Source organism: Luteimonas sp. A537 (genome assembly GCF_054052065.1).
In genome coordinates, this window is record NZ_JBSVRH010000002.1 from 534,165 (window position 1) to 559,416 (window position 25,252).

Sequence of the window (25,252 nt, forward strand, 5' to 3'; positions counted from 1 at the left end):
GCGGCGGCACCGTGCTCAGATGCGGCGGAAGACCAGGCTGCCGTTGGTGCCGCCGAAGCCGAACGAGTTCGACATCGCCACGTCGACCTGCTGCTCGCGCGCGGTGTGCGGCACGTAGTCGAGGTCGCAGCCTTCGGAAGGATTGTCGAGGTTGATGGTCGGCGGGATCACGCCGGTGTGCAGCGCCATCGCCGAAAACACCGCTTCGACGCCACCGGCCGCGCCCAGCAGGTGGCCGGTCATCGACTTGGTCGAGCTGACCATGACCTTGCGCGCATGCTCGCCGAGCACGCTCTTGATGCCCATGGTTTCAGCCAGGTCGCCGGCCGGGGTGGAGGTGCCGTGGGCGTTGATGTAGCCGACCGCGGACGGGTCGATGCCGGCGTCGCGGATCGCGGCCACCATGCAGCGCGCGCCGCCCTCGCCGTTCTCGCTGGGCGCGGTCATGTGGTACGCGTCGCCGCTCATGCCGAAGCCGGCGAGCTCGGCGTAGATGCGCGCGCCACGCGCCTTCGCGCGCTCGTACTCCTCGATTACCAGCACGCCGGCGCCATCGCCCATGACGAAGCCGTCGCGGCCCTCGTCCCAGGGACGCGAGGCGCGCTGCGGGTCGTCGTTGCGGGTCGACAGTGCCTTCATCGCGCAGAACCCGCCGAGCGAGGTCGGCGTGGTGGCGAACTCGGCGCCACCGGCGATCATCGCGTCGGCGTCGCCGTACTGGATCATGCGCATCGCCAGGCCGATGTTGTGGGTGGCCGTGGTGCAGGCGGTGACCGCGGCGATGTTCGGGCCCTTGGCGCCGGTCATCATCGACACCTGGCCGGCGATCATGTTGATGATCGTGCTGGGCACGTAGAACGGCGAGATCTTGCGCGGGCCGCCCTCGTGGAACTTGACCGTGGTTTCCTCGATGCCCTTCAGGCCACCGATGCCGGCGCCGATGGCGACGCCGATGCGCTCGGGATCATCCGCCGCGACGTCCAGGCCGGCGTCGGCCAGGGCCATCATCGCCGCTGCCACGCCGTAGTGGACGAAGGGGTCCATCTTCTTGACGTCCTTCGGCGCGATCCACAGCGTGGGATCGAAGCCCTTCACCTCACCCGAGATGCGGGTGGCGAAGGCCGAGGCGTCGAAATTGGTGATCGGGCCGATGCCCGAACGGCCGTCCACGATGCCCTGCCATGACGAGGCCAGGTCATTGCCAAGCGGCGACAGGATGCCGAGGCCGGAGATGACGACGCGACGCTTGGACATGTGGACTCCTGGACGGTTGTGCACGCCGCCGCGCGGCGCGCCGGAAACGCCCGAGGCCGCATGAGCGGCCCCGGGTTTTTTACTCGGTGCGGCGCGCTGCGCCGCCTGGCGAGTCAGGCCTTGACGTGCGTCTTGACGTAGTCGATCGCCTGCTGCACCGAAGTGATCTTTTCGGCTTCTTCGTCGGGGATCTCGCACTCGAACTCTTCTTCGAGCGCCATCACCAGCTCGACGGTGTCGAGGGAATCCGCACCCAGGTCGTCGACGAAGGAGGCGCTGGCGCTGACCTCGTCTTCCTTGACGCCCAGTTGTTCGACGACGATCTTCTTGACGCGCTCTTCGATGCTGCTCATAGGTATCCGGCTCCGGTGGAGGCTGTTGCGGTGGGTAGTGTAAGGGATTCGGGTGGAGGTGGTACCGGCCGGTTCGGCCCCTTTCCGTTCAGGGACCTGGCGGCCGCTTCCGTCACGGCATGTACATGCCGCCGTTGACGTGCAGGGTTTCGCCGGTGATGTAGCCGGCGTCCGGGCCGGCCAGGAAGGCGACGGCGCGGGCGATGTCGGCGGGCTCGCCGAGGCGGCCCAGTGCGATCTGCGCCGCCATCGCGGCCTTGGCGTCCTCGGGCAGGTCGCGGGTCATGTCGGTGCTGATGAAGCCCGGGGCGACCACGTTCACGGTCACCCCGCGGCTGCCGATCTCCTTCGCCAGCGACTTCGAGAAGGCGATGATGCCGGCCTTGGCGGCGGCGTAGTTGGCCTGGCCGGCGTTGCCCATCACGCCGATCACCGAAGCAATGTTGACGATGCGGCCCTTGCGCGCCTTCATCATGCCTCGCATCACTGCCTTCGAGCTGCGGAAGACGCTGCTCAGGTTGGTGTCGATGACAGCCTGCCAGTCTTCATCTTTCATGCGCATCAGCAGGTTGTCGCGGGTGATGCCGGCGTTGTTGACCAGGATCGAGATCGGGCCGATGTCCTTCGCGATCGAATCGACCAGGGCCTCGATCGCACCAGGCGTGGTGACGTCAAGCACGCGGCCATGGCCGCCCTGCGCGGCGAGCCGCTCACCGATCGCCTTCGCCCCGCCCTCGCTGGTGGCGGTGCCGACGACCGTCGCGCCACGCGCAGCCAGTTCGTCCGCGATCGCCGCCCCGATGCCACGGCTTGCGCCGGTCACCAGCACGATCTCGCCTTTCAGTTCCTGGGTCATTCTGCTTCTGCCTGTATCAGTAAGAGCTTTTGCCGCGGATTTACGCGGATTGTTCACGGATTTACACGAATAAAACAGGAATGGGCCGCAGCGGAACCTCGCTTGTGCCTTTTCATCTGCACTTGCCCTATCCGCGTAGATCCGCCCTTATCCGCGTAAATCCGTGGCAAGAATCAGCTTTTCCATTCCGCCACGGCGGCGTCGAAGTCTGCGACGGTACCAAGGGCGCGGGCTTCGAGGGACTTGTCGATGCGGCGGGCCAGGCCGGTGAGGACCTTGCCGGGGCCGCATTCGCCGATGCGGGTGGCGCCACGGGTGGCGAGGGCCTGCACGCAACCGGTCCACTGCACGGGGAGGTAGAGCTGGCGCACCAGGGCGTCGCGGATGGCCTGCACGCCGTCGTGGACTTCGGCGTCGACGTTCTGCACCACCGGCAGCGAAGGCTCGCTCCACGCCAGCCCTGCCATCGCCTCGGACAGGCGGTTGGCGGCCTCGCGCATCAGCGGCGTGTGCGAGGGCACGCTGACGGCGAGCTTCACCGTCTTGCGCACGCCCTTGGCGGCAAGCAGTTCCAGCGCACGGTCGACCGCAGCCGCATGGCCGCCGATCACCACCTGGCCCGGCGAATTGAAATTGGCGGGCACCACTACCTCGTCACCCGACGCCTCGGTGCAGGTCTCACGAACGAGGGCGTCCTCGGCGCCGATGACGGCGGCCATGGCGCCCGTACCGGCCGGGGACGCGGCCTGCATCAGCTGGCCGCGCAGGCGCACCAGGCGTGCGGCATCCGCCAGCGGCAGCGCACCGGCCGCGACCAGCGCCGAATACTCGCCCAGGCTGTGGCCGGCCAGCAGCGACGGCGCCGGCCCGCCCGCGGCCTGCCAGGCGCGCCACACGGCCACGCCCGCCGCCAGCAGCGCCGGCTGGGTGAACTCGGTGCTGTTGAGCTGCGCGTCGTCGACATCCTGCGACAGCGCCCAGAGATCGACCCCTGCACCTTCGGACGCTTCGGCGAAGGTATTTCGCACCACCTCTCCGCGCGCGGCGAGGTCGGCAAGCATGCCCGACGACTGCGAGCCCTGGCCTGGGAAAACGAATGCGAGCTGCGAAGCGGTCAAGTGATGGTCCAGATCAAAAAAGCCGGGCGATGATAAGCCCGAACCACCCGCTCCGTCTGTACCCGCCCGTATTGAGCTTGGCCGCCGAGCGACAGCGACCCATCCTGCCCGCTCCCCGATGACCCTCAACGCAGCCGGGAAAGGTCGAACAAAAGCTTTCTGCCACGGATTTACGCGGATTTACACGGATAGAGCAAAATCAGGAGTGCAGCGCGGCCACTCGATGCTCTCGCTTTATCCGCGTGTATCCGTGGCAAAAAAGCTCTTCCAGAATCCCCGGGAAACGCAAAAGGGCCGCGGTTTCCCGCGGCCCTTTCGCCATGCAGCGTGCAGTTGCTCAGTAGCGCAGCAGCGCCGAGCCCCAGGTGAAGCCGCCGCCGAAGGCTTCGAGCAGCAGCAGCTGGCCGCGTTCGACCTTGCCCGAGCGCACCGCTTCGTCGAGCGCCAGCGGCACCGAGCCCGACGAGGTGTTGCCGTGCTTGTCGACGGTAACGATCACGCGGTCCATCGGCAGGTCGAGGCGCTTGGCCGTGGCTTCGATGATGCGCAGGTTCGCCTGGTGCGGGATCAGCCAGTCGATCTCGCTGCGGTCGATGCCGTTGGCCTCGAGCGTCTCCTCGACGATGCTGTCGAGCGCCTTGACGGCGTGCTTGAAGACATCGCTGCCGGCCATCTGGATGCGCACGCCGGCGTTCTTCTCGTTTTCCTTGAACCCGACCGAGACCCCGACCGGGTTCCACAGCAGTTCCTTCTTGGCGCCGTCGGCGTGCAGATGGGTGCTGAGGATGCCGGTCTCGGTATCGGCCTTGAGCACCACCGCGCCGGCACCGTCGCCGAACAGCACGCTGGTGGTGCGGTCGCCCCAGTCGACCATGCGGGTCAAGGTTTCCGAGCCGATCACCAGCGCGGTCTTGACCGAGCCCGAAATGATGAATTTCTCGGCCACGCTGAGCGCGAAGATGAAGCCCGAACAGGCGGCGTTGACGTCGAACGCCGGGCAGCCGGCCACGCCCAGGCGCGCCTGCACCAGGCAGGCGGTGGACGGGAAGATCAGGTCGGGCGTGGTCGTGCCGACGATGATCAGCTCGACCTCGGAGGCCTCGATGCCCGCTGCTTCCAGCGCGCGCACTGCGGCATGGAAAGCCAGGTCACCCGTGGTCTCGCCCTCGGCGGCGATGTGGCGCTGGCGGATGCCGGTGCGCGCCGCGATCCATTCGTCCGAGGTGTCGACGAACTTCGCGAGGTCGTCGTTGGTCAGGACCTTGGCCGGCAGGTAGCTGCCGGTCCCTGCAATGCGCGCGTACGTGCGCGGTGCGGCGGACTCACTCATTACGAAGACGGACCTCGCGTGTTGCTGGGCGCCACGCATGGCGCCGACGGCTGCGTGGCGCACGGGGGCGCCACGGCCAGGGCATCGCCCGCGATGGAAGCGGGCGCGCTGAGGATCAGTCTTCTTCGGCCACGCGGGTCTTGGGCACGATCACCTGGCGGCCGCGGTAGAAGCCGTCGGCGGTCATGTGGTGGCGCAGGTGGGTCTCGCCCGACACCGGGTCGGTCGCCAGCTGCTTGGCGCTCAGCGCGTCATGGGCGCGGCGCATGCCGCGGCGCGAGGGGGAAACACGGGATTTCTGTACAGCCATGGGAGTGCTCCAGCAGCAGGAATAGTCAATCAGGAACCAGGGCTGATCGGACCAGGGTCGATCGGATCAGCTTGATCAATCTTTTTTCTTCAGCGCCGACAACGCCGCAAACGGGTTGATCTGCGCCTCTTCGTCGGCGGCGACCGGCCAGTCGCGTTCGACGCTTTCCGACCCGGGCGACACCGGTACCACCGGCACCGCCAGGATCAGCTCATCCTCGACGAGGTCGATGGGGCGGATGGCGCCGTCGTCGGCCACGACCAGGGCTTCATACCCTGGTGGCAGCGCGGCTTCGGCGGCCTCGCCTTCATCATCCCCCGATCGCAGCAGCCCCAGCCGCTGCACCAGCGACACCGGGAACACGAAGCGCTGCAGCGTGCGTTGGCACAGCAGCGGCAGGCGTGCTTCGATACCCAGCTCGACATAGGGCACCTGCAGCGAGTCGCGGTCGAAGGAGACGGTGTACGCCACCTCGCCCTCGTCGTCTGCCAGCGCCTCGCGCAGGCGCGGGAGCGCGGACAGCGGCAGGCGGCCCACGAACTCCCGCCGGGCCGCAACCATGCGCCAAGCGTCCACTACCTCGGGCACGTCTACGGACATAAGCCGCAAAATGTTAGGCCTCGGACCCGCCCGTGTCAAACCCGGCCCCGCCCGGGAATTCCATGCCGCGGCCCGCGCGGCGACAGTTTGCCACCGGCTCCGGTTCCCCGGCAGACTGCGGCCCCGCACGCGAGGTCCCCGACTTGACGCCAACACTGCTGTGGAGCGCGTTCCTGGCGCTGGTCGCCCTGGTGGCCGGGCTGTTGCTGCGCCGTCGCGCCGGCCAGGGCCGGCACCGGCGGGCGATGGCCGGAGTCCTGGATGCCGCCGATGCCCTGGAGACGAGGTTGCGCACCGCACGCGGTGAAATCGAGGCCGTGGCGGGCGAAGGCGACGATCCGGTGCGCGCGGCTCTGCAGGAAATGCTGCGCCAGCGCCTGTGGCTGCAGCAGCATGGTTCCGCGGCTTCGCCCAGCCAGCTCGATGCCGTCCGCACCTCGATCGACGACGCGCGTGCGCGCATCGACCAGCAGCTCCTGCACATCGAGCGCGCCAGGGCGCCGCAGCCGTGAGCAGCGACGCCAATCTGGTGCTGGCCTCGACCTCGCCCTACCGCCGCGAGCTGCTTGCCAGGCTGCGGCTGCCGTTCGACACCGCCCGCCCCGAAGTCGACGAAGCGCCACTTGCGGGCGAGACCCCGTCCGCACTGGCCCTGCGCCTGGCCGAAGCCAAGGCCCGGGCCGTGGCCACGCTGCATCCCGGCGCGCGCGTGATCGGTTCGGACCAGGTCGCGGACTTCGACGGCGTTGCCCTGGGCAAGCCCGGCAGCCGCGAGGCGGCGATCGCGCAGCTGCAGGCGATGTCGGGACGCGCAGTAGCCTTCCGCACCGCCGTGGCAGTCGTCGGCAGCGGCACGATGGCCACAGCGCTCGACACCACGCTGGTGCGGTTCCGCCAGCTTGGCCGCGGCGAGATCGAGCGCTACGTCGACTGCGAGCAGCCCTTCGACTGCGCCGGCAGCTTCAAGTCCGAAGGCCTGGGCATCACCCTGTTCGAAGCCATCGAAACCCGCGACCCGACGGCTCTGGTCGGCCTGTCGCTGCTGGACACCGTGCGCCTGCTGCGCGAGTCGGGCCTGGTCCTGCCCTGAGGTTCAGCGCGCGGCCGCATCCACGATGATGCGCTGCTCCGACCAGTCCTCGACGCTGCCGTCCCGGCCATGGAGCCGCAGGCCCAGCCAATGCTCGCCGGCGCTGCCGGCCGGCAGCTCGACGCGGGCGGAGAAGCCGACTTCGGGGTGGCCGGCATCGGTCGAGATGCCCCAATACGTCGCCACGCCCGGACTCTCGATGCCGTAATCGGCCTCCGCCACCAGGGTGCCGTCGAGCAGTACCTCGACCCGCTCGATGCCGACGCCATCCTTGAACGCCCAGCCGCCGACATCGAACGCAGTGCCGACCCGCGCATTGGCGGCGGGCGTGTCGATCCAGGCCATGGCTGGAAGCGTGCAGGCCGCGTCCGCGGCGCGCTCTTCGATCGCAAACAGCAGGAAGCGCGTGCGCCCGTGGTCGACGTTGAGCACGCGTGGCGGCGGCAACGCGCCGAAGCGCCCGCACAGTGCGTGGTAGCGCAGCAGCAGGTGCTTGTATTCGACCTCGCTGGCCGCGATCACCAGCAGTACGGGCCCGCCGGGGTCGGTCGCGCCGGCCGCCTCCAGGCCCCACAGGCGCAGCTGCGGCGCGCGCCCATGCTGGCGGTTGGCCGGATGCTCCAGCACCTCGATCGAAGCATCGCCGAGCGCAAAGCCGAGTTCGGCGCCGATCTTGAAGTTGTCCGCCACGAGCCGCGTGCCTTCCGGCATGTCTTCGCGCAGCTCGCGCACGGCATCGGCAAGCACGTCCCATCCGGCGAAGTTGGACGGATACCATTTCAGCGAAGCGGTCCGCGCGCGCAGCTCCGGCACCGAGACCAGTGCGTGGTAGCCCAGCACCGCGGCCAGGCCTACGCCCGCGGTGGCCCATGTCAGCACGCGCAACCAGCGCGGCCATCGCACGAGCAGCGCCGGCAGCAGCGGCAGCAGCGCCACCAGGCCAGGCAGCGGCCAGTGGAAGCTCACCCGCTCGGTATCGGCGAAAAAGCCGAGCACGAAGAAGCCGAGCACGACCAGGCCGCCCGACAGCGCGATGAAGCGCACGGGCTCGCTGGGCGCGCGTGCGCCGCGCCAGCCCGCCCACAGCAGCGCCGCGAACAGCAGCGGCGTTGCCAACAGCGTCTGGATGGCGATGAACCAGGTGCCTTCCGGATGCCAGGCCCACGGGTGGCGATCGACCAGCTGGAAACGCAGGCCGGCCTCGGCGTTCTCGAAGTTCCAGGCCAGGAGCGGTGTCCAGGCCGCCGCGCCGAAGGCAATCGCGATCCACAGGCGCGGGTCGCGCAGCGCCTGGCGGCCCTGCGGCAGTGCAAACAGCGCCATCACGCCGACGCCGATCACCGCCGCGAAGCGGTAGTGGCTCAGCGCTCCGATCGCCAGGCCGACGGCCAGCTGCAGCGCGGCGCCGTACCCGACCTCGCGCAGCAGGCGCGTGCCTGCATCCAGGCACAGCAGCGTGGCCACGACCATCGCCGCGTCCGGCAGCGCCATCAGGCCCAGGGTGCCCGACAGTGGAAGCAGCAGCGCGGCGATACCGGCCACCCAACCCTGCCTCTCACCGAACTCTCGCGCGGTGATCCGCACCACCAGCCAGGGCACCAGCGATGCCAGCAGCAGGAATGGCATGCGCAGCGCCAGCGTGCCTTCGCCGAACACCGCGGTCCCGATGCGGATCAGCCACGCGGTCAGCCCCGGCAGGTCCGAGTAGGCCCACGCCAGGTGCCGGCTCTCCTGCCAATAGAAAGCCTCGTCCACGAACAGCGGCAGGCGTGCAGCCACCACCGCCTTGAGCAGCAGCAGCGCACACCAGAGGGCGACGAAGGTCGCACGTGCGTCGATCTTTTCCCGCATCCGGCAGCGACCTCGTTACACTTCGGTGGACTCTTACGGAGCCCGGCATGACTGCCCAGTCCGCAAAACAGGACATGCTACCCGACGCCCTGCGCAAGTCCCTGCATCATGCCGAAGCGCAGGTGAACTCACTGGTACTGGGCAAGGCGCAGGCAGTCCGCTTCGCCTTCACCGCCCTGCTCTCCGATGGCCACCTGTTGATCGAGGACCTGCCCGGCCTCGGCAAGACCACGCTGGCGCATGCGCTGGCGGCAACGCTGGGCCTCGGCTTCCAGCGGGTGCAGTTCACCTCCGACCTGCTGCCCTCGGACATCGTCGGCGTGTCGGTGTACGACGCGCAGGCCGCGAGCTTCACCTTCCATCCCGGGCCGGTGTTCGCGCACGTGCTGCTGGCCGATGAGATCAACCGCGCGCCACCGCGTACGCAGAGCGCCCTGCTCGAAGCCATGGCCGAGCACCAGGTCACCGTCGACGGCAGCACGCACCTGCTGCCCGACCCGTTCTTCGTGATCGCCACCCAGAACCCGGTCGACCTCGCCGGCACCTATCCCCTGCCGGACTCGCAGCTGGACCGCTTCCTGCTCCGCCTGCAGTTGGGCTACCCGGACGCCGAGGCCGAGCGCGCGCTGCTGGCCGGCAGCGACCGGCGCCACCTGATTGCCCAGGCCATGCCGATGCTCGGCGGCGATGATGTGCTGCGCCTGCGCGAGGCGGTGCTTTCGGTGCACGCCAGTGACGCCCTGGTCCGCTACGTTCAGGCGCTGCTTGAACGCAGCCGCCACCACGCCGGGGTCCGCGTGGGGCTGTCGCCGCGCGCCGGCATCGCCCTGCTGCGTGCGGCACGCGCGCACGCGCTGCTGCTCGGGCGTGGACACGTCCTGCCCGACGACATCCAGGCACTGTTCGCCGCTGTGGCCGCGCATCGACTGGTGGCCGACGCCGACGCCGGCGACGAGGCCGCGCTGGCGCAGGCGATCCTGCACGCCGTCGCGGTCGACTGAGCGTGGCGGGCGGGCGCCTGGCCAGCCTGCGCGCACGCCTTGGATCGCTCGCGCGGCCGCGGCGGCCCGAACCCTTGCCGGTCATCTTCAACCGCCGCCGCATCTACGTCCTGCCGACCGCCTTCGGCGCCTTCTTCGCCACGCTGCTGGCGGTGATGCTGCTCGGGGCCCTGAACTACAACAACAACCCGGCCCTGCTGCTGGCCCTGCTGCTGGCCGGCGCCGGCAATGCCAGCCTGTTTGCAGCGCACCTGCAGCTGTCCGGGCTGCGCGTGGTCGCGGTCGATGCCGAGCCCGTGCCGGCCGGCGCGCCGATCACGCTGCGCGTGCACCTGCGTGCCGACACAGCACGCCCGCGGCGCGGCCTGCGCCTGCGCGTGGGCGACGTCGAAGCCACCAGCTCGCTGGTCGACGGCGCCGGCGAGGCGCGCCTGGTGCTGCCCACGCAGCGCCGGGGCTGGCTGCATCCGGAGCGCATCACGATATCGACGACGCGGCCGCTCGGCATCGCCCGCGCCTGGGGCCATGCCTGGCCAGCCGAACCGCTGCTGGTCTATCCGCGCCCGGAAGCCGACGGGCCGCCGCTGCCGCACGGTGCCGGTGATGCGCCGCAGGCGCGGCTGCATCCGTCGGGTGACGACGTGCACCACCTGCGTGCCTACCGCCGCGGCGATTCGCGGCGGGCGATCGCCTGGAAGCCCTCGGCGCGACGCGGCTCGCTGCTGGTGCGCGAGTACGAGCAGGCGCAAGGCGCGGACGTGGTGCTGGACTGGTCGCTGGTGCCGCTTGCGTACGAGGACCGCATCCACCGCCTGGCACGCTGGGTGGACCAGGCCGAACGCGAAGGCCGTCGCTACCGGCTGCAGCTGCCGCAGCAGGCGATCGGTCCGGGCCGCGGCGCCGTGCACCGGCATGCCTGCCTGCGCGCACTGGCACTGATGCCCGCGTTGGCCGTGGAATCCGGTGGCCGCCGTGGCTGAGGCGCGCCGCCGCAGTCCGACGCTGGATCCGCAGGCGCGGGCCTGGACCCTGGCCGCGGCAGGCGCGTGCCTGCTGCCGCTGCTGCTGCAGCTGCCGGGGCCGCTCGCCGCCGGACTGGCCGCGGTCGCCGCCGCGGTCGGCGCGCTGTCCTGGCGCCGCCGGCTGCCTGCCGTGCTGCGCCTGGTGCTGTCGGTGGCGCTGGTCGCCCTTGTGCTTGCCAACTCCGGCTTCCACTTCGGCCGCGATACCGGCTGCGCACTTCTGGCCGCCATGCTCGCGCTCAAGCCGATGGAGCTGGTGACCCTGCGCGATGCGCGCAGCCTGCTCGGCTTCGCCCTGTTCGCGCCGTTCGCGACCTTCCTCCTCGACCAGGGGCCGCTGAGCCTGTTGCTCGGGCTCGGCGCCGCGCTGCTGGCGCTTGCGTCCATGCTGCGCCTGGCCGAGTTCGAGAGCGGGGATGACGCCGGCATGCCGCCGCGCGAACGCCTGCGACGTGTCGGCGCGATGGTCGCCATCGGCCTGCCGCTGGCGCTGGCCGCCTTCTGGCTGTTCCCGCGCATGGCCACGCCGCTGTGGGGCGTGCCGGAGCGTGCGATCACCCGCACCGGGCTGTCGGACAGCATGTCGCCCGGCGAGTGGATCGACATGCTGGTCGACGACAGCCCCGCGCTGCGCGTCACCTTCGACGGCGCCACGCCGCCGACCTCGGAGATGTACTGGCGCGGCCCGGTGCTGTGGAACTACGACGGCCGCGAGTGGACGGCCTCGCGCTGGTTCAGCGCGCTGCCTCCGGCCGCCATCGAGCACGGCGCGACGCGCTACAGCTACCAGGTCGACGTCGAGCCCACGGAGCGCCGGATGCTGGTCGCGCTGGAGCTTCCGGTGGCGACGCCCGACGGCGCGCAGCGCGCGTACGACCACACGCTGACCACGCGCCGGCCGCTGACCTCGGTGACGCGCTGGCGGATGACATCGGCCGCGCCCACCACGTTCGAACCCGAGCTCCGGCAACTCCTGCGCAGCGCCGCGCTGCGGCTGCCCGAGGGCTTCAATCCGCGCACGCTTGCCCTGGCCCGGCAGTGGCGCCTGGATGCCGGCGAAGGCGCCGCCGCCGACGCGGCCATCGTCGACCGTGCGTTGTCATGGATCCGCGCCGAGTTCGGCTACACCCTGGGCACGCCCCTGCCCGGCCGCCATGCCGTCGATGAATTCCTCTTCGAGCAGAAGGAGGGCTTCTGCGAGCACTTCAGCCAGGCCTTCGTGGTGCTGATGCGCGCGTCCGGCATCCCGGCGCGGGTGGTGACCGGCTATGTCGGCGGCTACCGCAATCCCGTGGGCGGCTACTGGATCGTGCGCAACTCCGATGCCCACGCCTGGGTCGAAGCCTGGCTGCCCGGGCGCGGCTGGGTGCGCGTCGACCCGACCGCGGCCGTCGCGCCCGAACGCATCTACGACACCATCGCCGACCGCGCCTCGCGCAGCCCCGGCGGCCTGCAGGCGCTGGGCCCGATGCTGGGCGTGGGCGACTGGATGCGGCGCGGCTGGAACGACCTGGTGCTCGGCTTCGACGCCGATCGCCAGCAGCGCATCCTGCACGCGTTTGGCGGACGCGACCTTGGCGGCGGCCAGCTGGCGCTGCTGTTCGCGCTGATGGCGGGGCTGGCGCTGGCGGCGATGCTCTGGCTGGTGGCGCGCGGCGAACGCGAACGCGACCCGGTCCTGCGCGCCTGGCACCGACTGGCCGCGCGCTACGCGCGGATGGGCCTGGGACGGCACCGGCATGAGACCGCGAATGCCTGGGCGGCGCGCGTGGTGGCGACCCGCCCGCAGTCCGCCGCACTCCTCACCCTCGGCACGCGTTTCGACAATTGGCGCTACGCTCCCGGGCAGGAGGGCGAGCACCGCGCCCTGTTGCGCGACCTGCGCGCGCACCGCCCCTGACGCCCGGCGCACGCCGACATTCCGGAGACATCCATGCGCAACCACATCCTTCTCGCACTGGCTTCCGCGGCGCTGCTGGCCGCATGTGCCTCGCAGCCCAAGCCGCTGCAGGGCGAGTACGCCCCGCTCACGCCGCGGGTGGCGGCCGAATCCGACGCCAGCGGCAGCCTGGTGCGTTGGGGCGGACGCATCGTCCAGGTCGAGCCGCGCGCCGACAGCACCTGCTTTGAAATGGTCTCGACCCGCCTTGACCACTACGGCCGTCCGTACTGGGCCGACGACGACACCGGCGGCCGCTTCATCGCCTGCCGCTCCGGCTTCTACGACCCGGCGGTGTTCGAACGCAACCGCGAGGTGACGTTCACCGGGCGCTTGGCCGGGCACGAGAGCCGCGACATCGGCGGTTACAGCTACCGCTTCCCGCTGGTGGATGCCAACGTGGTCTACCTCTGGCCCGAGCGGCCGCGCAACCTGGTCACGCGTCCTGCGCCGTGGCCGTGGTGGGGTTACTGGTAGGGCTTATTCGGGGCTTCTATCCCGACTGAGGGAGAGAGGTACGGCCACGCCGTGGATCCAGGGGGGATGCCCAGAGCCGGCCATGGATGGCCGGCGGCCGGATCTGGGAGCAGGACGCGCATAATCCGGCTGGGCATCCCCCTGCATCCACGGCGGGCAGCGCGCCTCCTCCCGGAGCAATCAACCGAACCCCGGCAATCGGGAGAAGAACCCTATTCGGGCGTACCGAAACGGCCGAGGGGCGCGCCGGCCAGCAGGTGCAGGTGGATCTGGAACACGGTCTGCCCGCCGTCTTCGTTGCAGTTCATGACGATGCGATAGCCGTCCCCGTCGAACCCCTCCTGCTTGGCATACGCCGCCGCGGCCAGCGCCAGCCGGCCTACGACCGCGGCCTGGTCGGCCTGCAGGTCGTTGAGCGTGGCGACGTCGACCTTGGGCACGAACAGCACGTGCACCGGCGCCTGCGGCGCGATGTCGCGGAAGGCGATGAGGTGTTCGTCTTCGTAGACGATGTCGGCGGGAATCTCGCGCTTGATGATCTTGTGGAAAATGGTCATGGGGCTCCTAGGCCATCTCGCCGCGGCTGCCGAAGGCGTGGGACAGCGTGCCGCGGTCGACGTACTCGAGTTCGCCGCCCAGCGGCAGGCCGTGCGCGGGGCGGCTGGGGCGCACACCGTGCTTGCGCGCGAGCTGCGCCAGGTAGTGCGCGGTGGCCTCGCCCTCGACGGTGGGGTTGGTGGCGATGATCAGCTCCTGCACCTCGCCTTCGGCCAGGCGTTCACCAAGCACGTGCAGGCCGAGTTCGCGCGGGCCAATTCCGTCGAGCGGACTCAGCCGGCCCTGGAGCACGAAGTACAGGCCGCGATAACCCGTCGCCTGTTCGATCGCCAGGCGGTCGGCGGGCGATTCCACCGCGCACAGCAGCTGGGCATCGCGCGACGCGCTGGCGCAAGTCGCGCACAGCGGCGTCTCGCTGAAGTCGCGGCAGCGCTCGCAGTGGCCGATCTTCTCCACCGCTTCGCCCAATACTTCGGCCAAGCGCTTGCCACCGTCGCGCCCGCGTTCAAGCACGTGGTAGGCCATGCGCTGCGCGGTCTTCTGGCCCACGCCGGGCAACACGCGGAAGGCCTCGACCAGCTGCTCGAGCAGGGGCACGCTCACGATGTGGCGGCGTGCCGGTTCAGAACGGCATCTGCATGCCGGGGGGCAGCGGCATGCCGGCGGTGGCGGCACCCATCTTCGCCTGCGATTCGCTGTCCACCTTGTTGCTGGCGTCGTTGAACGCGGCGGCCACCAGGTCCTCGGCCATCTCCGGATCGGCCAGCACGCTGGGATCGATGCGCACCTTCCGGCACTCCTTGCGGCCGGTCAGCGTGACCGTGACCATGCCGCCACCGGCGCTGCCGGTGACTTCGATGTTGGCCAGTTCGGCCTGCGCCTTCTGCAGGTTCTCCTGCATCTTCTGTGCCTGCTGCATCAGCTGTGCGATGTTCCCGCGCATGTCAGTGCTCCTGTTCTTGTATGGGACGGATGGAGTCCGGGACCACGCGTGCGCCCTGGCGCTCCATCAGGCGCTGCACGTCCGGATCATTGAGGAAGGTCGATTCCGCGGCGCCCTGGCGCTCGTCGCGCGCGCGTTCGTTGCGCGCGTGCAGGGTTTCGCCGGTGGTGGCAGCGCCGGACTCGAAGCGGATCTGCGGCGCAGCGCCCCAGGTGGGAGCCAAGGCATTGGCGAGCTGCTGCACCAGGAGCGGCGCGCGAAGGTGGTCGTCGGCCTCGGGCAGCGACAGGCGCAGCACGCCGTCGCCCACGGCCACGAAGGCGGAGCTGGCCGCAAGTTCGCGCGCCGGGCCGCGAAGTCCGAGGCCGGCGACGAAGTCGGGCCAGGACGCAGCGTCGATCGCGGCCGGCGACGCGCTTGTACGTGGCGCAGCCGCCGGAGTGGCCGGAGGCAGCACTGTCGGAGCGGCGGCTGGCGCCACGGACGGAGCCACCGATGGCGACGTCGAAGGCCGAGCCGACGATGCGGCGCGCACGGGCGGCGCTTCGGGCCACGGCGGTGCGTCAACAGGCACCGGCGCCTTAGCCGGCCGCGGAGCCGGAGCCGGAGCCGGAGCCGGAGCCGGAGCCGGAGCCGGAGCCAGAGCCGGAGCCGGAGCCGGAGCCGGAGCGAGGGTCGGCGTGGTCGATGCAGGCGTCGATGCGGATGTCGGTGCCGATGTCGGTGCCGCTGCGGGTGCCACCGGCGCCACTTCCGGTGTCGCCCTGGCGGCACTGACGGCCGGCACCGCGGCAGCCCCCTGCAGCGCCGCGCGCGCCGCAGCCGCGGCCGAGCGCCCGGTGCCTGGCGCCGCGGCCTGGCCACCCGCGCCACCGCCAGAGGCTGCGCCGCCTTCGCCGGGCCGGAACGCCAGCATGCGCAGCAGGCTCATTTCAAAGCCCACGCGCGCACTCGGCGCGAGGTTGATGTCGCGGCGGCCACCGACCGCCATCTGGTACCAGAGCTGCACCAGCTCCGGGCGCAGCGTCGAGGCCAGCGCGCCGAGGTCGACACCGTCGGCCTCGCCCACGCTCCCCGGCACCAGCTGCCTGACCTGGATGCGATGCAGGGCCTCGGCCATCGCGTCGAGCACGCCCGCCCAGTCGGGCGAGAAGCCGGCCAACACCTCGATCGTTGCCATCAGCGCCGCACCATCATCGTCGGCAAGCGACGCGAGCAGCCCTGCCACCTGGGTGCGGTCGACCGAACCGAGCATGGTCGCCACGGCCTGGTCGGTCAGCGCAACGCCTTCGCCGGCGCCGCAGTAGGCGATGGCCTGGTCGAGCAGCGACAGGCCGTCTCGCAGGCTGCCATCGGCCGCCTTCGCCATCTGGCGCACCGCGCCGGGCTCGGCGCCGATGCCTTCGGCGGCAAGGATCTTCGTGATCTGCCCGCCGATCTGCTCCTCGTCCAGGCGCTTGAGGTTGAACTGCAGGCAGCGCGACAGCACCGTCACCAGCAGCTTCTGCGGATCGGTGGTCGCGAACAGGAACTTGACGTGCTCCGGCGGCTCCTCGAGCGTCTTCAAGAGCGCGTTGAACGCCGGCTTGGAGAGCATGTGCACCTCGTCGATCAGGTACACCTTGTAGCGCCCGCGCGAGGGCATGTACTGCGCGTTTTCGATCAGGTCGCGGATGTTGTCGACGCCGGTGTTCGACGCGGCGTCGATCTCCAGCAGGTCGATGTAGCGGCCGGCGTCGATCGCCTGGCAGGTCTCGCACTCGCCGCAGGGGTCGCTGGAGGCGCCACGCTCGCAGTTGAGGCTCTTGGCGAAGATGCGCGCAATCGTGGTCTTGCCCACGCCCCGGGTACCGGTGAACAGGAAGGCGTGGTGGACGCGGCCGGAATCGAGCGCGTTGACCAGGGCGCGGACCACGTGCTCCTGGCCCACGAGTTCGGCGAAACGCTTCGGGCGCCACTTGCGGGCGAGGACGAGGTAGGACATGGCGCCATTCTGCCATGCGAGCGGAGGCGGTCGATGGTCGAGGAGGCGGAGGATGGGCAGGTACTCCGCCGGCGTCGCGGTGGAGCTGCTCCTTATTGCCGGCGGAGTACCTGCCCACCCTCCGCTGCCACCGGCGCGGCGGGGTGGTGGGAAAGGCAGGGGCGTCGCGCTTTTGATCTTTCCGGGCCGCGGGAAGGCGCTGCGAGGCGGGTTGGGGGGTGCGCAGTGGGCATAAAGGCCCGCGCAGCGGGACACCCACGGAGTACCCACCAACCCGCCGTACGGCGGGCCATGCCACGTCCCTGCCACGCCGATCCCGAACTCCACCAACCCGCCGATGTTCCTTGTCGTCACAACCCGAGGAAGGCTAGAATTGCGGGTCCCGTGCGGCCGCGCCAAGGCAGGCAAGACGCAAGGGCAGGTGCGGAGAGGTGTCCGAGTGGTTGAAGGAGCACGCCTGGAAAGTGTGTAAGCGTCTAAACCGCGCTTCGGGGGTTCGAATCCCCCTCTCTCCGCCAGTTCCAAGCGCGCGCCGCGCATCGGCCGCGTTCGCAGGTTTCCATGGTGGCCCCGTCGGCCCCTCGCGACGCTAGATCGAAAACTCCGCCAGGGCCGGAAGGCAGCAACGGTATTGATCGACGCGGGTGCCGAGGCAAGTTGGCGGGGCCGCCTCCATTCAGGGCGCCAACGCCGGATGCGGCACCGGATCGGCCAGCGCGATCGCCTCGCCAGGGCGCGCCACGCGATGGCCGCGAGCGCGGATGGCATCACCGTCGGCCTCGCTTGCGTAGTGATAAAGCACGCAACGCTCCAGGAGCCCGGGTGCGTACTCGCGCTCCAGGTCGTCGATGCCGCTGTGCGAGGGATTGCCGAGCAGACCGCAGTCATGGGCGATGAGTTCGCCGGCGCTGGCGACCGCGGCCAGCACCCCGGGGATCGGCCGCGTGTCGCCGCTCCATACCAGGCTGCCACGCAGGCGCAGTCCGAAGGCGGTGCGCGGCCAGTGGTGGCGGGATTCGAATACTTCCAGGCGCACGCCGTCGTGCCAGAAGGCATCGCCCACCGGGACCACCCTGAACGCGTCCCAGAAGTTGGCACCACCTTCGGCCAGCGCGTTGGGGTAGTCGGCGACGCGCCGGTGCAGCAGCGGAAGCACGTCCACCGGCACGTACAGCGGCGTGCGCCCACGGCGCGCGGGATCGAAATAATTGGCCACGAACAGGCGCTCGAAGCCGGCGACATGATCCAGGTGCACGTGGGTGACGAACAGCGCCGGCGGCGGTGCCCCGTAGTGCGCAAGGTAGCTGGTCAGGCCTTCGGCGCCGCAGTCGATGGCGAGCCACGGCGCGCCATCGCGTTCGATGGTCGCCATCGGCGAGCCCAGGGCCACCGCCGAAGCGCTGCCCACGCCCTGGAACCTCAGTGTCCAGGCCATGCTCAGGTGCCCCGTTCCCAGCGCTTGTCGTAGCTGCGGCGCAGGCGCGCGAAGTCCTCGCGGACCTCGGCCTCGCTGCGCGCGCCGCGGAGCTTGATCAGCGAGCGCTCCAGCCGCGCCAGGTTGCCCATGCGCCAGCCGGTCGCCGGGATGTGCATGCGGCCGCGGTCCAGGTCGATGAGCCAGCCCTGGCCGGTGGCGTCATAGAGGATGTTGTGGGCGTTGAGGTCGGCGTGGTCGAAGCCTTCGCGGTGGAAGCGCGCCAGCAGGCGACCGGTCTCCTCCCAGGGCGTCGTTGCCGGATCGCCGCCCGCCCAGTCCGCCAGCGAACGCACGTCCAGCAGGCGCTGCATCAGGATCGCCGCGCGATAGGTGGCGCCGTTGCGCACGTACGAAGCCGCGATCGGCTCCGGCACCGGCAGGCCGCGCTTGCGCAGTTCGCGCAGCAGCCGGAACTCGGCGAAGCTGCGGACGCGGTCGACGCCGCGCCACAGGTGGCGATCACGGTTGAAGCCGGCAACGAGTCCGCCGCGCAGGTAGTGGCGCAGCACGCAGGGTCCGTTGCTGGTGTCCTCGATGAACCAGGCTCCGCCGCGGCCGCTGCCCGACACCGCGATGGCACGCGGCCCCCAGGCCTCGGGATCGAACCAGCGCGGATCCGCTTGCCGCAACTGCGTCTGGTCGAACAGAATCGAGCCGAACCCGCCCTCGGGTCCGGCGCGGAACGGCGTCAGGCTCTCTGCGGCGTCGAAAATTGCCATCCTTCCGAGTCTAACAAGCTTGTCGCAGCCTGATACCGCTCCACCGCGTTCGATTTGCCTGCTGCGCCTGTCGGCGCTGGGCGACGTGACCCATGTCCTGCCCCTGGTGCACACGCTGCAGCGGGCCTGGCCCGACGTCGCGCTGACCTGGATCATCGGCAAGGGCGAGCAGCGGCTGCTGGAAGGCCTGCCGGGCGTGGAGTTCGTGGTCTACGACAAGAAGACCGGGCGCGAGGGCATGCGCACGCTGCGCCGCGAGCTGGCCGGCCGCGAATTCGATGCGCTGCTGCTGATGCAGCTCGCGCTGCGCGCCAACCTGCTGTCGCGGGCGGTGCGGGCGCGGCGACGGATCGGCTATGACCGCGCGCGCTCGAAGGAGCTGCACGGGATGTTCGTGAACGAACGCATCCCGGCCGATGCGGGCCCGCACGTGCTGGACGTGCTTGGCGCGTTCGCGCGCCCGCTCGGCCTGCGCCAGGACCGCGTCGAATGGGCCCTGCCGGTGCCCGACGACGCCCGCGCCTGGGCGCAGGCGCAGTGGCCCGAGGACGGCCGGCCGACACTGGTGGTCTCGCCCTGTTCCAGCCACGTGCTGCGCAACTGGAGCGCCGGGCGCAACGCGGCCGTGGCCGCGCACGCCGTGGCCCAGGGCTGGCGGGTGGTGCTCTGCGGCGGCCGCAGCGAGCTGGAACGCGCCACTGCCGACGCCATCATCGCCAATGCCGGCGTCCCGCTGCTGGACCTCGTCGGCAAGGACACCCTCAAGCAGCTTCCGGCGCTGCTGGAGCGCGCCGACCTTGTGATGACGCCCGATTCCGGCCCGACCCACATCGCCAACGCCATGGGCACGAAGGTCCTGGGCCTGCATGCGGCGACCGATCCTTCCCGCAGCGGGCCCTGGTCGGACCGCCGCTATTGCGTGGACAGGTATGACGATGCGGCGCGGCGCTTCCTCGGCAAGCCGGCCACGGCGCTGCGCTGGGGGACGAAGATCGAGCGAGACGGGGTGATGGACCTGATCAGCGTGGACGACGCGATCGCGGCCTTCGAGCGCTACCGCGGCGATTATCCGAAGTAATGACGTGACAGGTGGGGCGTTGTTGCGCCCAACAAAAAGGCCACCCCGAAGAGTGGCCTTTTTGCTTCAATCACTTGCAACTCAATATGGCGGAGAGGGGGGGATTCGAACCCCCGAGGCGCTATAAACGCCTGCCTGATTTCGAGTCAGGTACATTCAACCGCTCTGCCACCTCTCCGGTGCCCGGCCACAGGGGCCGGGGGCGCAATGATACGGGTCGCCGGCAGGGCCGACAAGACGAGGCGCTACACTGGCCGGCCCCCGTGCCCGGTTGAAGCGATGTCCGAGATCACCGTCCCCGTGTCCTTCGGCGAGCTGCTCGACAAGATCGCCATCCTGCAGATCAAGTCCGAGCGCATGACCGACGCCGCCAAGCTGGCCAACGTCCGCAACGAGCTCTCGGCGCTGGAGAAGACCTGGATGGCGCATCCCGTGGCCGGCACGGACATCGTCCGCCTGCGCGCCGATCTCAAGGCCGTCAACGAGCGGCTGTGGGTGATCGAGGACGACGTCCGGCTGAAGGAGAAAGCGCAGGCCTTCGACGAGGAGTTCGTGCGCCTGGCGCGCAGCGTCTACGTGCAGAACGACGAGCGCGCGCGGATCAAGAAGGAGATCAACCTCGCGCTCGGCTCGAGCTATGTCGAAGAGAAGTCCTACCAGGACTATGGTGCCGACCCGGTGGGCTGATGCCGCAACCGGACGCTGTGTCTCTCTGCCGGAGCGGCGCCATACGCGCGCCGCTCACAGGCACGTATGCCATCATTCCGTCACATCAACATTCGCCGCAATTGCATGCCTGCTGACCTCTCCGACCGGCCGTCGCCGTTATCCCATTCAGCCTCTCCGGGAACCGCCGCGGCCCTCGCATGATCGAATTCGGCCACCTCACCCATGTCGGCTTGCGGCGCGAGCTGAACGAAGACACCTATTACGGCGACAGCGACCTCGGGCTGTGGCTGGTTGCCGACGGCATGGGCGGCCATGAGTACGGCGAGGTCGCCAGCGCGCTGGCGCGCGAAGCGATCGTGCGCGAGACGCGCCAGGGCACGTCGCTGGCGCAGGCCATCCGCATCGCCGACGAAGAGATCATCGGCGCCTCGCGCAAGCGCCAGGACGCCCTGCCCATGGGCACCACCGTGGTCGCGGCGCGGATCAACGGCAATCGTTTCGAGGTGGCCTGGGTGGGCGACAGTCGCGTCTACCTGTGGCGCGACGGCAAGTTGGCCCAGCTGTCCCAGGACCACAGCTACGTGCAGGAGCTGATCACCCAGGGTGCGATCAGCATCGACCAGGCGCGCAGCCATCCGCACCGCAACGTCGTGACCCAGGCGCTGGGCGTGACCGATCCGCAGACGCTCAACGTCGAGACCATGTCCGGCGAGCTCGCGCCCGGCATGCAGCTGCTGCTGTGCAGCGACGGGCTGACCGAAGAAGTCGACGACAAGGACATCGCCCGCGTGCTGGCCCACGGCGAATGCAGCGCGCAGGAGTGCGTGGATGGACTGGTCGCCGCGGCGCTGGATGGCGGCGGTTCCGACAACGTCACCGTGCTGCTGGTGCGCCGCCACTGACGGCAACGCCCCGCCCTGCCGCAGCCGGCGATCAGGCCGGCTCGGCGACTCCGGCGCCCTCGCCCACCGCTTCCCACAGCGCCTGCCCCGCGCGCGCCCTGATCGCGTCCACGCGCGTGCGGTGCGCCTCCATGTCGGCGGCGTCCACCACCACCAGCGGTCGCGGCGCCAGGGCCACGGCGCGCGGCAGGTGGACGGCGAGCGCTTCGGCTTCGGTCAGCGACGGACCGGCCAGGCCCAGCTCGGTCTGGCCCGAGGTCAGCGCGAGGTAGACCTCGACCAGCAGCTGGGCGTCGAGCAGCGCGCCGTGCAGCTGGCGGTGCGTGTTGTCCACGCCCAGCCGGCGGCAGAGCGCGTCGAGCGAATTCCGCTGCCCCGGGAAGCGCTGGCGCGCCAGCTCCAGCGAGTCGAGCACGGCGGCGCGCTCGGCGATCCGGCCGCGGCCGCCACCATCCAGGAGCGACAACTCGTAGTCGAGGAAGCCGACGTCGAAGGCGGCGTTGTGGATCACCAGCTCGGCGCCGTCGATGAATTCCAGGAACTCGTCGGCGATCGCGGCGAACTTCGGCTTGTCGGCAAGGAAGTCCAGCGTAAGGCCGGTGACCTCCTGCGCGCCTGGCTCGAACTCGCGCTCGGGATGGATGTAGCGCTGCCAGGTGCGGCCGGTGGGGCGTCGTTCGACCAGCTCGACGCAACCGATCTCGACGACGCGGTTGCCCTTGCGCCATTCCAGGCCGGTGGTTTCGGTGTCGAGGACGATCTGGCGCATATGCGGGGGTCGGGCCTGGCTTGGAGGGATGGATGGACCGGACGGTGCGCTCAGCGCGCGGCGGCCTTGAACCGGATGGCCTCGTTGCGCGCCAGGTCATCGACGCGCTCGTTGCCGGGGTCGCCGGAGTGGCCCTTCACCCAGCGCCAGTCAATGGTGTGGCGGCCAGCGGCGGCGTGCAGGCGCTCCCAGAGGTCGCGGTTCTTGACCGGGTCGCCACCGGAGGTCTTCCAGCCCCGGCGGACCCAGTTGGCCATCCACTGGGTGATGCCCTGGCGGACGTATTGCGAGTCGGTGTGCAGGGTCACCTTGCAGGCTTCGGTCAGCGTTTCCAGGGCAACGATGGCCGCCATCAGTTCCATGCGGTTGTTGGTCGAAAGCAGCTCGCCACCGACCAGTTCGCGCTCCTGTGCGCCGTAGCGCAGCAGTGCGGCCCAGCCGCCGGGACCGGGGTTGCCGAGACAGGCCCCGTCGGTATGCACTTCGACCGCCTTCATGCCGTGGCGGCCCCTTGCGGCACCAGCAGGCGGCGCGGGCGTACCGGCGTCATCGGCAGGCTGCGCCGGTCCGCACGCACCAGGTAGGCCGCGCGCAAACCCACGCCACGCTGGCGGCGCGCATTGACCTCGGGCTCCCAGCGCGGACCCAGCCCTTCGGAGACGACATCGGGCTCAAGCCCCGCCCTGCGCAGCATCCGGCGGCAGGACAGCGGCTCGACCGCGCGCAGCCCCTGCCCGCGCCAGCGCCAGCGGTAGGGCGAAAGCGGGTTGAGCCCGAACAGCAGCACGCGCCCTCCGGGCACCAGCAGGCGCACGACTTCGTCCAGCAGTGCGACGCCGCGCGCATCGGACACCACCACGTGCTGCAGTACCACGGTGCCGCAGGTCTCGCTGGGCAGCGGCAGCGGCAGCCCGCAGGTCACGTCGCCGGCGAACCGGCTGCCGCGCGAGTACAGGGCCAGGCCGCGACCATCGGCGAGGCGGGGCTGCGGCAACGGCGCCAGCCACAGCCAAGGCTGCGCCGGTCGCTCCGCAAGGGCGTCTTCGATCACATCGTGTTCGCTGGCGAGCAGCGCTGCGCCCTCGCTGGATGCGAACCAGGCCTGGACTGCGTCGGGTTGACCGGGGCGGGAACGGAGGGGCATGGTCGCCATTCTAGACGCCCTGCCCCGCCACGTCCCTGCCCATGCAACCGGTTGCGCTCCCGGCATTCGCCGACAACTACATCTGGATGCTGCCGGCCGGCGACGGCCGCGGCACGCTGCTGGTCGATCCGGGCGACGCCGCACCGGTGCTGGCCGCCGCCGCGGCCGGTGGCTGGCGCCCCGACGCCGTGTTGCTCACGCACCACCACGACGACCATATCGGCGGCGTCGGCGCGCTTGTTGCGCACTGGCCGGACCTTGAGGTGCTCGCGCCCGCCGACCGCCGGATCCCGGTCGCTACCCGGCGGGTCGACGGCGGCGCAAGGGTCGAAGCTGCCGGCTACGCCTTCGACGTGATCGCCGTACCGGGCCATACCGTGAGCCACATCGCATTCCACGGCCACGGCCTCTTGTTTTGTGGCGACACGCTGTTCAGTCTCGGCTGCGGTCGCATGTTCGAAGATACGCCGGCGCGGATGCTGGCCTCCCTGGAGCGGCTGGCGGCCCTGCCCGGAGACACCCTGGTGTGCTGCGGGCACGAGTACACGCAGTCGAATGCCGCCTTTGCGCGCGTGGTCGACCCTGACAATCCGGCGCTCGCCCGCCGCAGCGAAGAGGTGACCGCCATGCGCGAAAACTCCCTGCCCACGCTTCCATCCACGCTGGCCGATGAGCGCGCCTGCAATCCGTTCCTGCGCGTGGACGCGCCCGGCGTGCGCGCGTCGGTGGCCGCATGGTCCGGCACCGACAGCCTGTCGCGCGTCGACACGTTCGCCGCAATGCGGCGCTGGAAGGACGGGTTCCGCGCATGACGGTCGGCGCAGGCGCGACGCTGGCGCTGCTGCTGGCATTCGCTGCGGGGCCGGCGCATGCCGCCGGGGGAAGCAACGAGATCGCGCCACCAGCCGGGGACATGCTCGCGGCTGAGCCCGCCTCGCCGGCACTCGCGCCCGCCGGGCAGGACCGGATGGCGAATGGCGCAGGCATCTACCAGCGCTTCGTCGATGGCCTGGCGCAGCCCGGCTGCGACGACGCCAGCCCGCGCTGGCGCGCGCACTTCGCGCACGTGCCCGGGCAGCTGGCATCTGCCGAAGACGAGGTCCTGCCGCTGTTCGGCTACGTGGTCGACGCATTGCGCAGCGCGCACCTGCCCACCGAATACGCGCTGATCCCGTTCGTCGAAAGCGGCTACCGCCCCGGCACACGCAGCAGCAGCGGCCCAGCCGGCCTGTGGCAATTCATCGCGGTCACTGCGCGCAACCACGGCATCCCGATCCGCGGCGGCTACGACGGCCGCCTCTCGCCGGTCGACGCCACCCGCGCGGCGGTCCGCTACCTCAAGACCCTGCACGGCATGTTCGCCGGCGACTGGCGACTGGCAGTGATGGCCTTCAACGCCGGCGAATACCGCGTGCTCGGCGCGCTGCGGCGCCATGACCAGCGCGCCGCCGCCGCCGAACCCCAGGCCCTGGACAGTCTCTCCGGAATCACCCGTGCATACGTGCGCAAGCTGCACGCGCTGTCGTGCCTGATGGTCGAAGCAGGTGCCGACCAGGCGTGGCGTGAATCCCTGGAGCGGCCGGTGCCGCGGCTGGTCGCGATCGACCTGGCGGGCGAGCCCGGGGGACTGGACGGCTACGCGCGGCGCAACGGCCTGGACGCCGCCCGTCTCCGTCGCCTCAATCCGGCGCAGGCGGGTGCACGGCCCGCCGGCCGCCAGATCCTCGTGCCCGCGACCGGCGCCGCGGCGACCCCGGCGGCGGCGCCCATGGCAAACTAGCCAGCTCCCGTCCATCGAGTCGAACACC

At 70.4% G+C, this 25,252-nt stretch carries 28 protein-coding genes, 2 tRNA genes and 1 other RNA gene; 13 read left to right on the forward strand and 18 right to left on the reverse strand.

The genetic code is table 11. The features are described 5' to 3' along the window. Positions 1-15: 15 nt before the first annotated feature. The 7 genes from fabF to ACW7GZ_RS06415 all read right to left on the reverse strand — a co-directional run bounded on the left by fabF (position 16) and on the right by ACW7GZ_RS06415 (position 5,821). Positions 16-1,254: a beta-ketoacyl-ACP synthase II gene (gene fabF / locus ACW7GZ_RS06385; RefSeq protein ID WP_457003132.1), complete on the reverse strand. Its 1,239-nt coding sequence runs from the start codon at positions 1,252-1,254 to the stop codon at positions 16-18. A gap of 113 nt (positions 1,255-1,367) precedes the next feature. Then, positions 1,368-1,607 carry an acyl carrier protein gene (acpP, locus tag ACW7GZ_RS06390; protein ID WP_343255975.1) on the reverse strand — a complete coding sequence of 80 codons (240 nt, stop codon included), beginning with the start codon at positions 1,605-1,607 and terminating at the stop codon, positions 1,368-1,370. A gap of 112 nt (positions 1,608-1,719) precedes the next feature. After that, positions 1,720-2,463 (reverse strand): 3-oxoacyl-ACP reductase FabG, encoded by a 744-nt coding sequence (gene fabG / locus ACW7GZ_RS06395; protein ID WP_457003130.1) that lies wholly within the window; start codon positions 2,461-2,463, stop codon positions 1,720-1,722. A gap of 173 nt (positions 2,464-2,636) precedes the next feature. Beyond that, positions 2,637-3,581, reverse strand: coding sequence for an ACP S-malonyltransferase (fabD, locus tag ACW7GZ_RS06400; RefSeq protein WP_457008445.1), 945 nt, complete (start codon positions 3,579-3,581; stop codon positions 2,637-2,639). A gap of 337 nt (positions 3,582-3,918) precedes the next feature. Then, positions 3,919-4,911: a beta-ketoacyl-ACP synthase III gene (locus ACW7GZ_RS06405; RefSeq protein WP_457003126.1), complete on the reverse strand. Its 993-nt coding sequence runs from the start codon at positions 4,909-4,911 to the stop codon at positions 3,919-3,921. A gap of 115 nt (positions 4,912-5,026) precedes the next feature. Beyond that, the gene (gene rpmF / locus ACW7GZ_RS06410; RefSeq protein WP_343255971.1) at positions 5,027-5,221 is read right to left on the reverse strand and encodes a 50S ribosomal protein L32; all 195 of its coding nucleotides are present in this window, start codon (positions 5,219-5,221) and stop codon (positions 5,027-5,029) included. A 75-nt stretch (positions 5,222-5,296) separates the two neighbouring features. After that, positions 5,297-5,821 (reverse strand): YceD family protein, encoded by a 525-nt coding sequence (locus ACW7GZ_RS06415; protein WP_457003123.1) that lies wholly within the window; start codon positions 5,819-5,821, stop codon positions 5,297-5,299. 143 nt (positions 5,822-5,964) lie between these two features. Between ACW7GZ_RS06415 and ACW7GZ_RS06420 the strand changes: the two genes are divergently transcribed. Together ACW7GZ_RS06420 and ACW7GZ_RS06425 are read left to right on the forward strand one after the other, a co-directional pair. Further along, positions 5,965-6,333, forward strand: coding sequence for a hypothetical protein (locus ACW7GZ_RS06420; RefSeq protein WP_457003122.1), 369 nt, complete (start codon positions 5,965-5,967; stop codon positions 6,331-6,333). Next, positions 6,330-6,911: a Maf family protein gene (locus tag ACW7GZ_RS06425; RefSeq protein WP_457003120.1), complete on the forward strand. Its 582-nt coding sequence runs from the start codon at positions 6,330-6,332 to the stop codon at positions 6,909-6,911. Before ACW7GZ_RS06420 ends, ACW7GZ_RS06425 begins: the two co-directional genes overlap by 4 nt. Before the next feature lie 3 nt (positions 6,912-6,914). Here ACW7GZ_RS06425 and ACW7GZ_RS06430 read toward each other — a convergent pair whose 3' ends face one another. Beyond that, a complete protein-coding gene (locus ACW7GZ_RS06430) occupies positions 6,915-8,762 on the reverse strand; it encodes a glycosyltransferase family 39 protein (RefSeq protein WP_457003118.1) in 1,848 nt (615 codons plus the stop codon). Positions 8,763-8,809: 47 nt separating this feature from the next. Between ACW7GZ_RS06430 and ACW7GZ_RS06435 the strand changes: the two genes are divergently transcribed. Genes ACW7GZ_RS06435 through ACW7GZ_RS06450 form a run of 4 tightly spaced genes read left to right on the forward strand, consistent with a single transcriptional unit; the run spans position 8,810 to position 13,201 of the window. Further along, positions 8,810-9,763 (forward strand): AAA family ATPase, encoded by a 954-nt coding sequence (locus tag ACW7GZ_RS06435; protein ID WP_457003116.1) that lies wholly within the window; start codon positions 8,810-8,812, stop codon positions 9,761-9,763. 17 nt (positions 9,764-9,780) lie between these two features. After that, positions 9,781-10,743: a DUF58 domain-containing protein gene (locus ACW7GZ_RS06440; RefSeq protein ID WP_457003958.1), complete on the forward strand. Its 963-nt coding sequence runs from the start codon at positions 9,781-9,783 to the stop codon at positions 10,741-10,743. After that, entirely contained in the window at positions 10,736-12,685 is a 1,950-nt protein-coding gene (locus ACW7GZ_RS06445; protein WP_457003115.1) for a transglutaminase TgpA family protein, read from the forward strand. Before ACW7GZ_RS06440 ends, ACW7GZ_RS06445 begins: the two co-directional genes overlap by 8 nt. Before the next feature lie 33 nt (positions 12,686-12,718). After that, on the forward strand, positions 12,719-13,201 hold the full coding sequence (locus tag ACW7GZ_RS06450) for a Slp family lipoprotein (RefSeq protein WP_457008447.1): 483 nt from the start codon (positions 12,719-12,721) through the stop codon (positions 13,199-13,201). A gap of 212 nt (positions 13,202-13,413) precedes the next feature. Here the strand turns inward: ACW7GZ_RS06450 and ACW7GZ_RS06455 are convergent, their stop codons facing one another. From ACW7GZ_RS06455 to dnaX, 4 genes are read right to left on the reverse strand one after another with little or no spacing between them, the layout of a single operon-like run. Beyond that, positions 13,414-13,758: a histidine triad nucleotide-binding protein gene (locus ACW7GZ_RS06455; RefSeq protein WP_457003111.1), complete on the reverse strand. Its 345-nt coding sequence runs from the start codon at positions 13,756-13,758 to the stop codon at positions 13,414-13,416. Between the two features lie 7 nt (positions 13,759-13,765). Beyond that, positions 13,766-14,362 carry a recombination mediator RecR gene (gene recR, locus ACW7GZ_RS06460; RefSeq protein WP_457003109.1) on the reverse strand — a complete coding sequence of 199 codons (597 nt, stop codon included), beginning with the start codon at positions 14,360-14,362 and terminating at the stop codon, positions 13,766-13,768. Between the two features lie 19 nt (positions 14,363-14,381). Then, a complete protein-coding gene (locus ACW7GZ_RS06465; RefSeq protein ID WP_343256127.1) occupies positions 14,382-14,702 on the reverse strand; it encodes a YbaB/EbfC family nucleoid-associated protein in 321 nt (106 codons plus the stop codon). Position 14,703: 1 nt separating this feature from the next. Continuing rightward, positions 14,704-16,686 carry a DNA polymerase III subunit gamma/tau gene (dnaX, locus tag ACW7GZ_RS06470; protein ID WP_457008449.1) on the reverse strand — a complete coding sequence of 661 codons (1,983 nt, stop codon included), beginning with the start codon at positions 16,684-16,686 and terminating at the stop codon, positions 14,704-14,706. Positions 16,687-17,111: 425 nt separating this feature from the next. Here dnaX and ACW7GZ_RS06475 point away from each other — a divergent pair. Continuing rightward, positions 17,112-17,204, forward strand: a tRNA-Ser gene (locus ACW7GZ_RS06475). 52 nt (positions 17,205-17,256) lie between these two features. Continuing rightward, positions 17,257-17,353: signal recognition particle sRNA small type (gene ffs / locus ACW7GZ_RS06480), an RNA gene on the forward strand. Between the two features lie 9 nt (positions 17,354-17,362). On the opposite strand, the gene ACW7GZ_RS06485 is transcribed toward ffs, so the two are convergent. Both ACW7GZ_RS06485 and ACW7GZ_RS06490 read right to left on the reverse strand, forming a co-directional pair. After that, a complete protein-coding gene (locus ACW7GZ_RS06485) occupies positions 17,363-18,121 on the reverse strand; it encodes an MBL fold metallo-hydrolase (protein WP_457003105.1) in 759 nt (252 codons plus the stop codon). A gap of 2 nt (positions 18,122-18,123) precedes the next feature. Next, the gene (locus ACW7GZ_RS06490; protein ID WP_457003104.1) at positions 18,124-18,882 is read right to left on the reverse strand and encodes a 3-deoxy-D-manno-octulosonic acid kinase; all 759 of its coding nucleotides are present in this window, start codon (positions 18,880-18,882) and stop codon (positions 18,124-18,126) included. Positions 18,883-18,901: 19 nt separating this feature from the next. Here ACW7GZ_RS06490 and ACW7GZ_RS06495 point away from each other — a divergent pair, with 19 nt between their 5' ends. Next, positions 18,902-19,960, forward strand: a complete 1,059-nt coding sequence (locus ACW7GZ_RS06495) for a glycosyltransferase family 9 protein (RefSeq protein ID WP_457008451.1) — start codon at positions 18,902-18,904, stop codon at positions 19,958-19,960. Between the two features lie 87 nt (positions 19,961-20,047). Here ACW7GZ_RS06495 and ACW7GZ_RS06500 read toward each other — a convergent pair. Then, positions 20,048-20,138 (reverse strand) — tRNA-Ser (locus ACW7GZ_RS06500). A 101-nt stretch (positions 20,139-20,239) separates the two neighbouring features. Here ACW7GZ_RS06500 and ACW7GZ_RS06505 point away from each other — a divergent pair. Both ACW7GZ_RS06505 and ACW7GZ_RS06510 read left to right on the forward strand, forming a co-directional pair. After that, positions 20,240-20,647: a DUF6165 family protein gene (locus tag ACW7GZ_RS06505; RefSeq protein ID WP_457003100.1), complete on the forward strand. Its 408-nt coding sequence runs from the start codon at positions 20,240-20,242 to the stop codon at positions 20,645-20,647. Between the two features lie 179 nt (positions 20,648-20,826). After that, positions 20,827-21,531, forward strand: coding sequence for a PP2C family protein-serine/threonine phosphatase (locus ACW7GZ_RS06510; protein WP_457003098.1), 705 nt, complete (start codon positions 20,827-20,829; stop codon positions 21,529-21,531). A gap of 31 nt (positions 21,532-21,562) precedes the next feature. Here ACW7GZ_RS06510 and dnaQ read toward each other — a convergent pair whose 3' ends face one another. From dnaQ to ACW7GZ_RS06525, 3 genes are read right to left on the reverse strand one after another with little or no spacing between them, the layout of a single operon-like run. Then, positions 21,563-22,300 carry a DNA polymerase III subunit epsilon gene (gene dnaQ, locus ACW7GZ_RS06515; protein WP_457003096.1) on the reverse strand — a complete coding sequence of 246 codons (738 nt, stop codon included), beginning with the start codon at positions 22,298-22,300 and terminating at the stop codon, positions 21,563-21,565. Positions 22,301-22,350: 50 nt separating this feature from the next. Continuing rightward, on the reverse strand, positions 22,351-22,797 hold the full coding sequence (rnhA, locus tag ACW7GZ_RS06520; protein ID WP_457003094.1) for a ribonuclease HI: 447 nt from the start codon (positions 22,795-22,797) through the stop codon (positions 22,351-22,353). Next, positions 22,794-23,444, reverse strand: coding sequence for a hypothetical protein (locus ACW7GZ_RS06525; RefSeq protein WP_457008453.1), 651 nt, complete (start codon positions 23,442-23,444; stop codon positions 22,794-22,796). The genes rnhA and ACW7GZ_RS06525 overlap by 4 nt, the downstream gene beginning before the upstream one ends. Before the next feature lie 41 nt (positions 23,445-23,485). On the opposite strand from ACW7GZ_RS06525, the gene gloB reads away from it, so the two are divergent. Together gloB and ACW7GZ_RS06535 are read left to right on the forward strand one after the other, a co-directional pair. Then, complete coding sequence (gene gloB / locus ACW7GZ_RS06530; protein WP_457008455.1) at positions 23,486-24,256, forward strand: hydroxyacylglutathione hydrolase; 771 nt, start codon at positions 23,486-23,488, stop codon at positions 24,254-24,256. Beyond that, positions 24,253-25,224: a lytic transglycosylase domain-containing protein gene (locus ACW7GZ_RS06535; RefSeq protein WP_457008457.1), complete on the forward strand. Its 972-nt coding sequence runs from the start codon at positions 24,253-24,255 to the stop codon at positions 25,222-25,224. Before gloB ends, ACW7GZ_RS06535 begins: the two co-directional genes overlap by 4 nt. Positions 25,225-25,252 lie beyond the last annotated feature (28 nt).

What these genes read in the sequence shown, in the direction of transcription:
- fabF (WP_457003132.1), bottom strand. Translation starts at nt 1,254, where the DNA reads ATGTCCAAGCGTCGCGTCGTCATCTCCGGCCTCGGCATCCTGTCGCCG.
- acpP (WP_343255975.1), bottom strand. Translation starts at nt 1,607, where the DNA reads ATGAGCAGCATCGAAGAGCGCGTCAAGAAGATCGTCGTCGAACAACTG.
- fabG (WP_457003130.1), bottom strand. Translation starts at nt 2,463, where the DNA reads ATGACCCAGGAACTGAAAGGCGAGATCGTGCTGGTGACCGGCGCAAGC.
- ACW7GZ_RS06405 (WP_457003126.1), bottom strand. Translation starts at nt 4,911, where the DNA reads ATGAGTGAGTCCGCCGCACCGCGCACGTACGCGCGCATTGCAGGGACC.
- rpmF (WP_343255971.1), bottom strand. Translation starts at nt 5,221, where the DNA reads ATGGCTGTACAGAAATCCCGTGTTTCCCCCTCGCGCCGCGGCATGCGC.
- ACW7GZ_RS06415 (WP_457003123.1), bottom strand. Translation starts at nt 5,821, where the DNA reads ATGTCCGTAGACGTGCCCGAGGTAGTGGACGCTTGGCGCATGGTTGCG.
- ACW7GZ_RS06430 (WP_457003118.1), bottom strand. Translation starts at nt 8,762, where the DNA reads ATGCGGGAAAAGATCGACGCACGTGCGACCTTCGTCGCCCTCTGGTGT.
- ACW7GZ_RS06435 (WP_457003116.1), top strand. Translation starts at nt 8,810, where the DNA reads ATGACTGCCCAGTCCGCAAAACAGGACATGCTACCCGACGCCCTGCGC.
- ACW7GZ_RS06450 (WP_457008447.1), top strand. Translation starts at nt 12,719, where the DNA reads ATGCGCAACCACATCCTTCTCGCACTGGCTTCCGCGGCGCTGCTGGCC.
- ACW7GZ_RS06455 (WP_457003111.1), bottom strand. Translation starts at nt 13,758, where the DNA reads ATGACCATTTTCCACAAGATCATCAAGCGCGAGATTCCCGCCGACATC.
- ACW7GZ_RS06465 (WP_343256127.1), bottom strand. Translation starts at nt 14,702, where the DNA reads ATGCGCGGGAACATCGCACAGCTGATGCAGCAGGCACAGAAGATGCAG.
- dnaX (WP_457008449.1), bottom strand. Translation starts at nt 16,686, where the DNA reads ATGTCCTACCTCGTCCTCGCCCGCAAGTGGCGCCCGAAGCGTTTCGCC.
- ACW7GZ_RS06485 (WP_457003105.1), bottom strand. Translation starts at nt 18,121, where the DNA reads ATGGCCTGGACACTGAGGTTCCAGGGCGTGGGCAGCGCTTCGGCGGTG.
- ACW7GZ_RS06490 (WP_457003104.1), bottom strand. Translation starts at nt 18,882, where the DNA reads ATGGCAATTTTCGACGCCGCAGAGAGCCTGACGCCGTTCCGCGCCGGA.
- ACW7GZ_RS06505 (WP_457003100.1), top strand. Translation starts at nt 20,240, where the DNA reads ATGTCCGAGATCACCGTCCCCGTGTCCTTCGGCGAGCTGCTCGACAAG.
- ACW7GZ_RS06510 (WP_457003098.1), top strand. Translation starts at nt 20,827, where the DNA reads ATGATCGAATTCGGCCACCTCACCCATGTCGGCTTGCGGCGCGAGCTG.
- dnaQ (WP_457003096.1), bottom strand. Translation starts at nt 22,300, where the DNA reads ATGCGCCAGATCGTCCTCGACACCGAAACCACCGGCCTGGAATGGCGC.
- rnhA (WP_457003094.1), bottom strand. Translation starts at nt 22,797, where the DNA reads ATGAAGGCGGTCGAAGTGCATACCGACGGGGCCTGTCTCGGCAACCCC.
- ACW7GZ_RS06525 (WP_457008453.1), bottom strand. Translation starts at nt 23,444, where the DNA reads ATGCCCCTCCGTTCCCGCCCCGGTCAACCCGACGCAGTCCAGGCCTGG.
- gloB (WP_457008455.1), top strand. Translation starts at nt 23,486, where the DNA reads ATGCAACCGGTTGCGCTCCCGGCATTCGCCGACAACTACATCTGGATG.
- ACW7GZ_RS06535 (WP_457008457.1), top strand. Translation starts at nt 24,253, where the DNA reads ATGACGGTCGGCGCAGGCGCGACGCTGGCGCTGCTGCTGGCATTCGCT.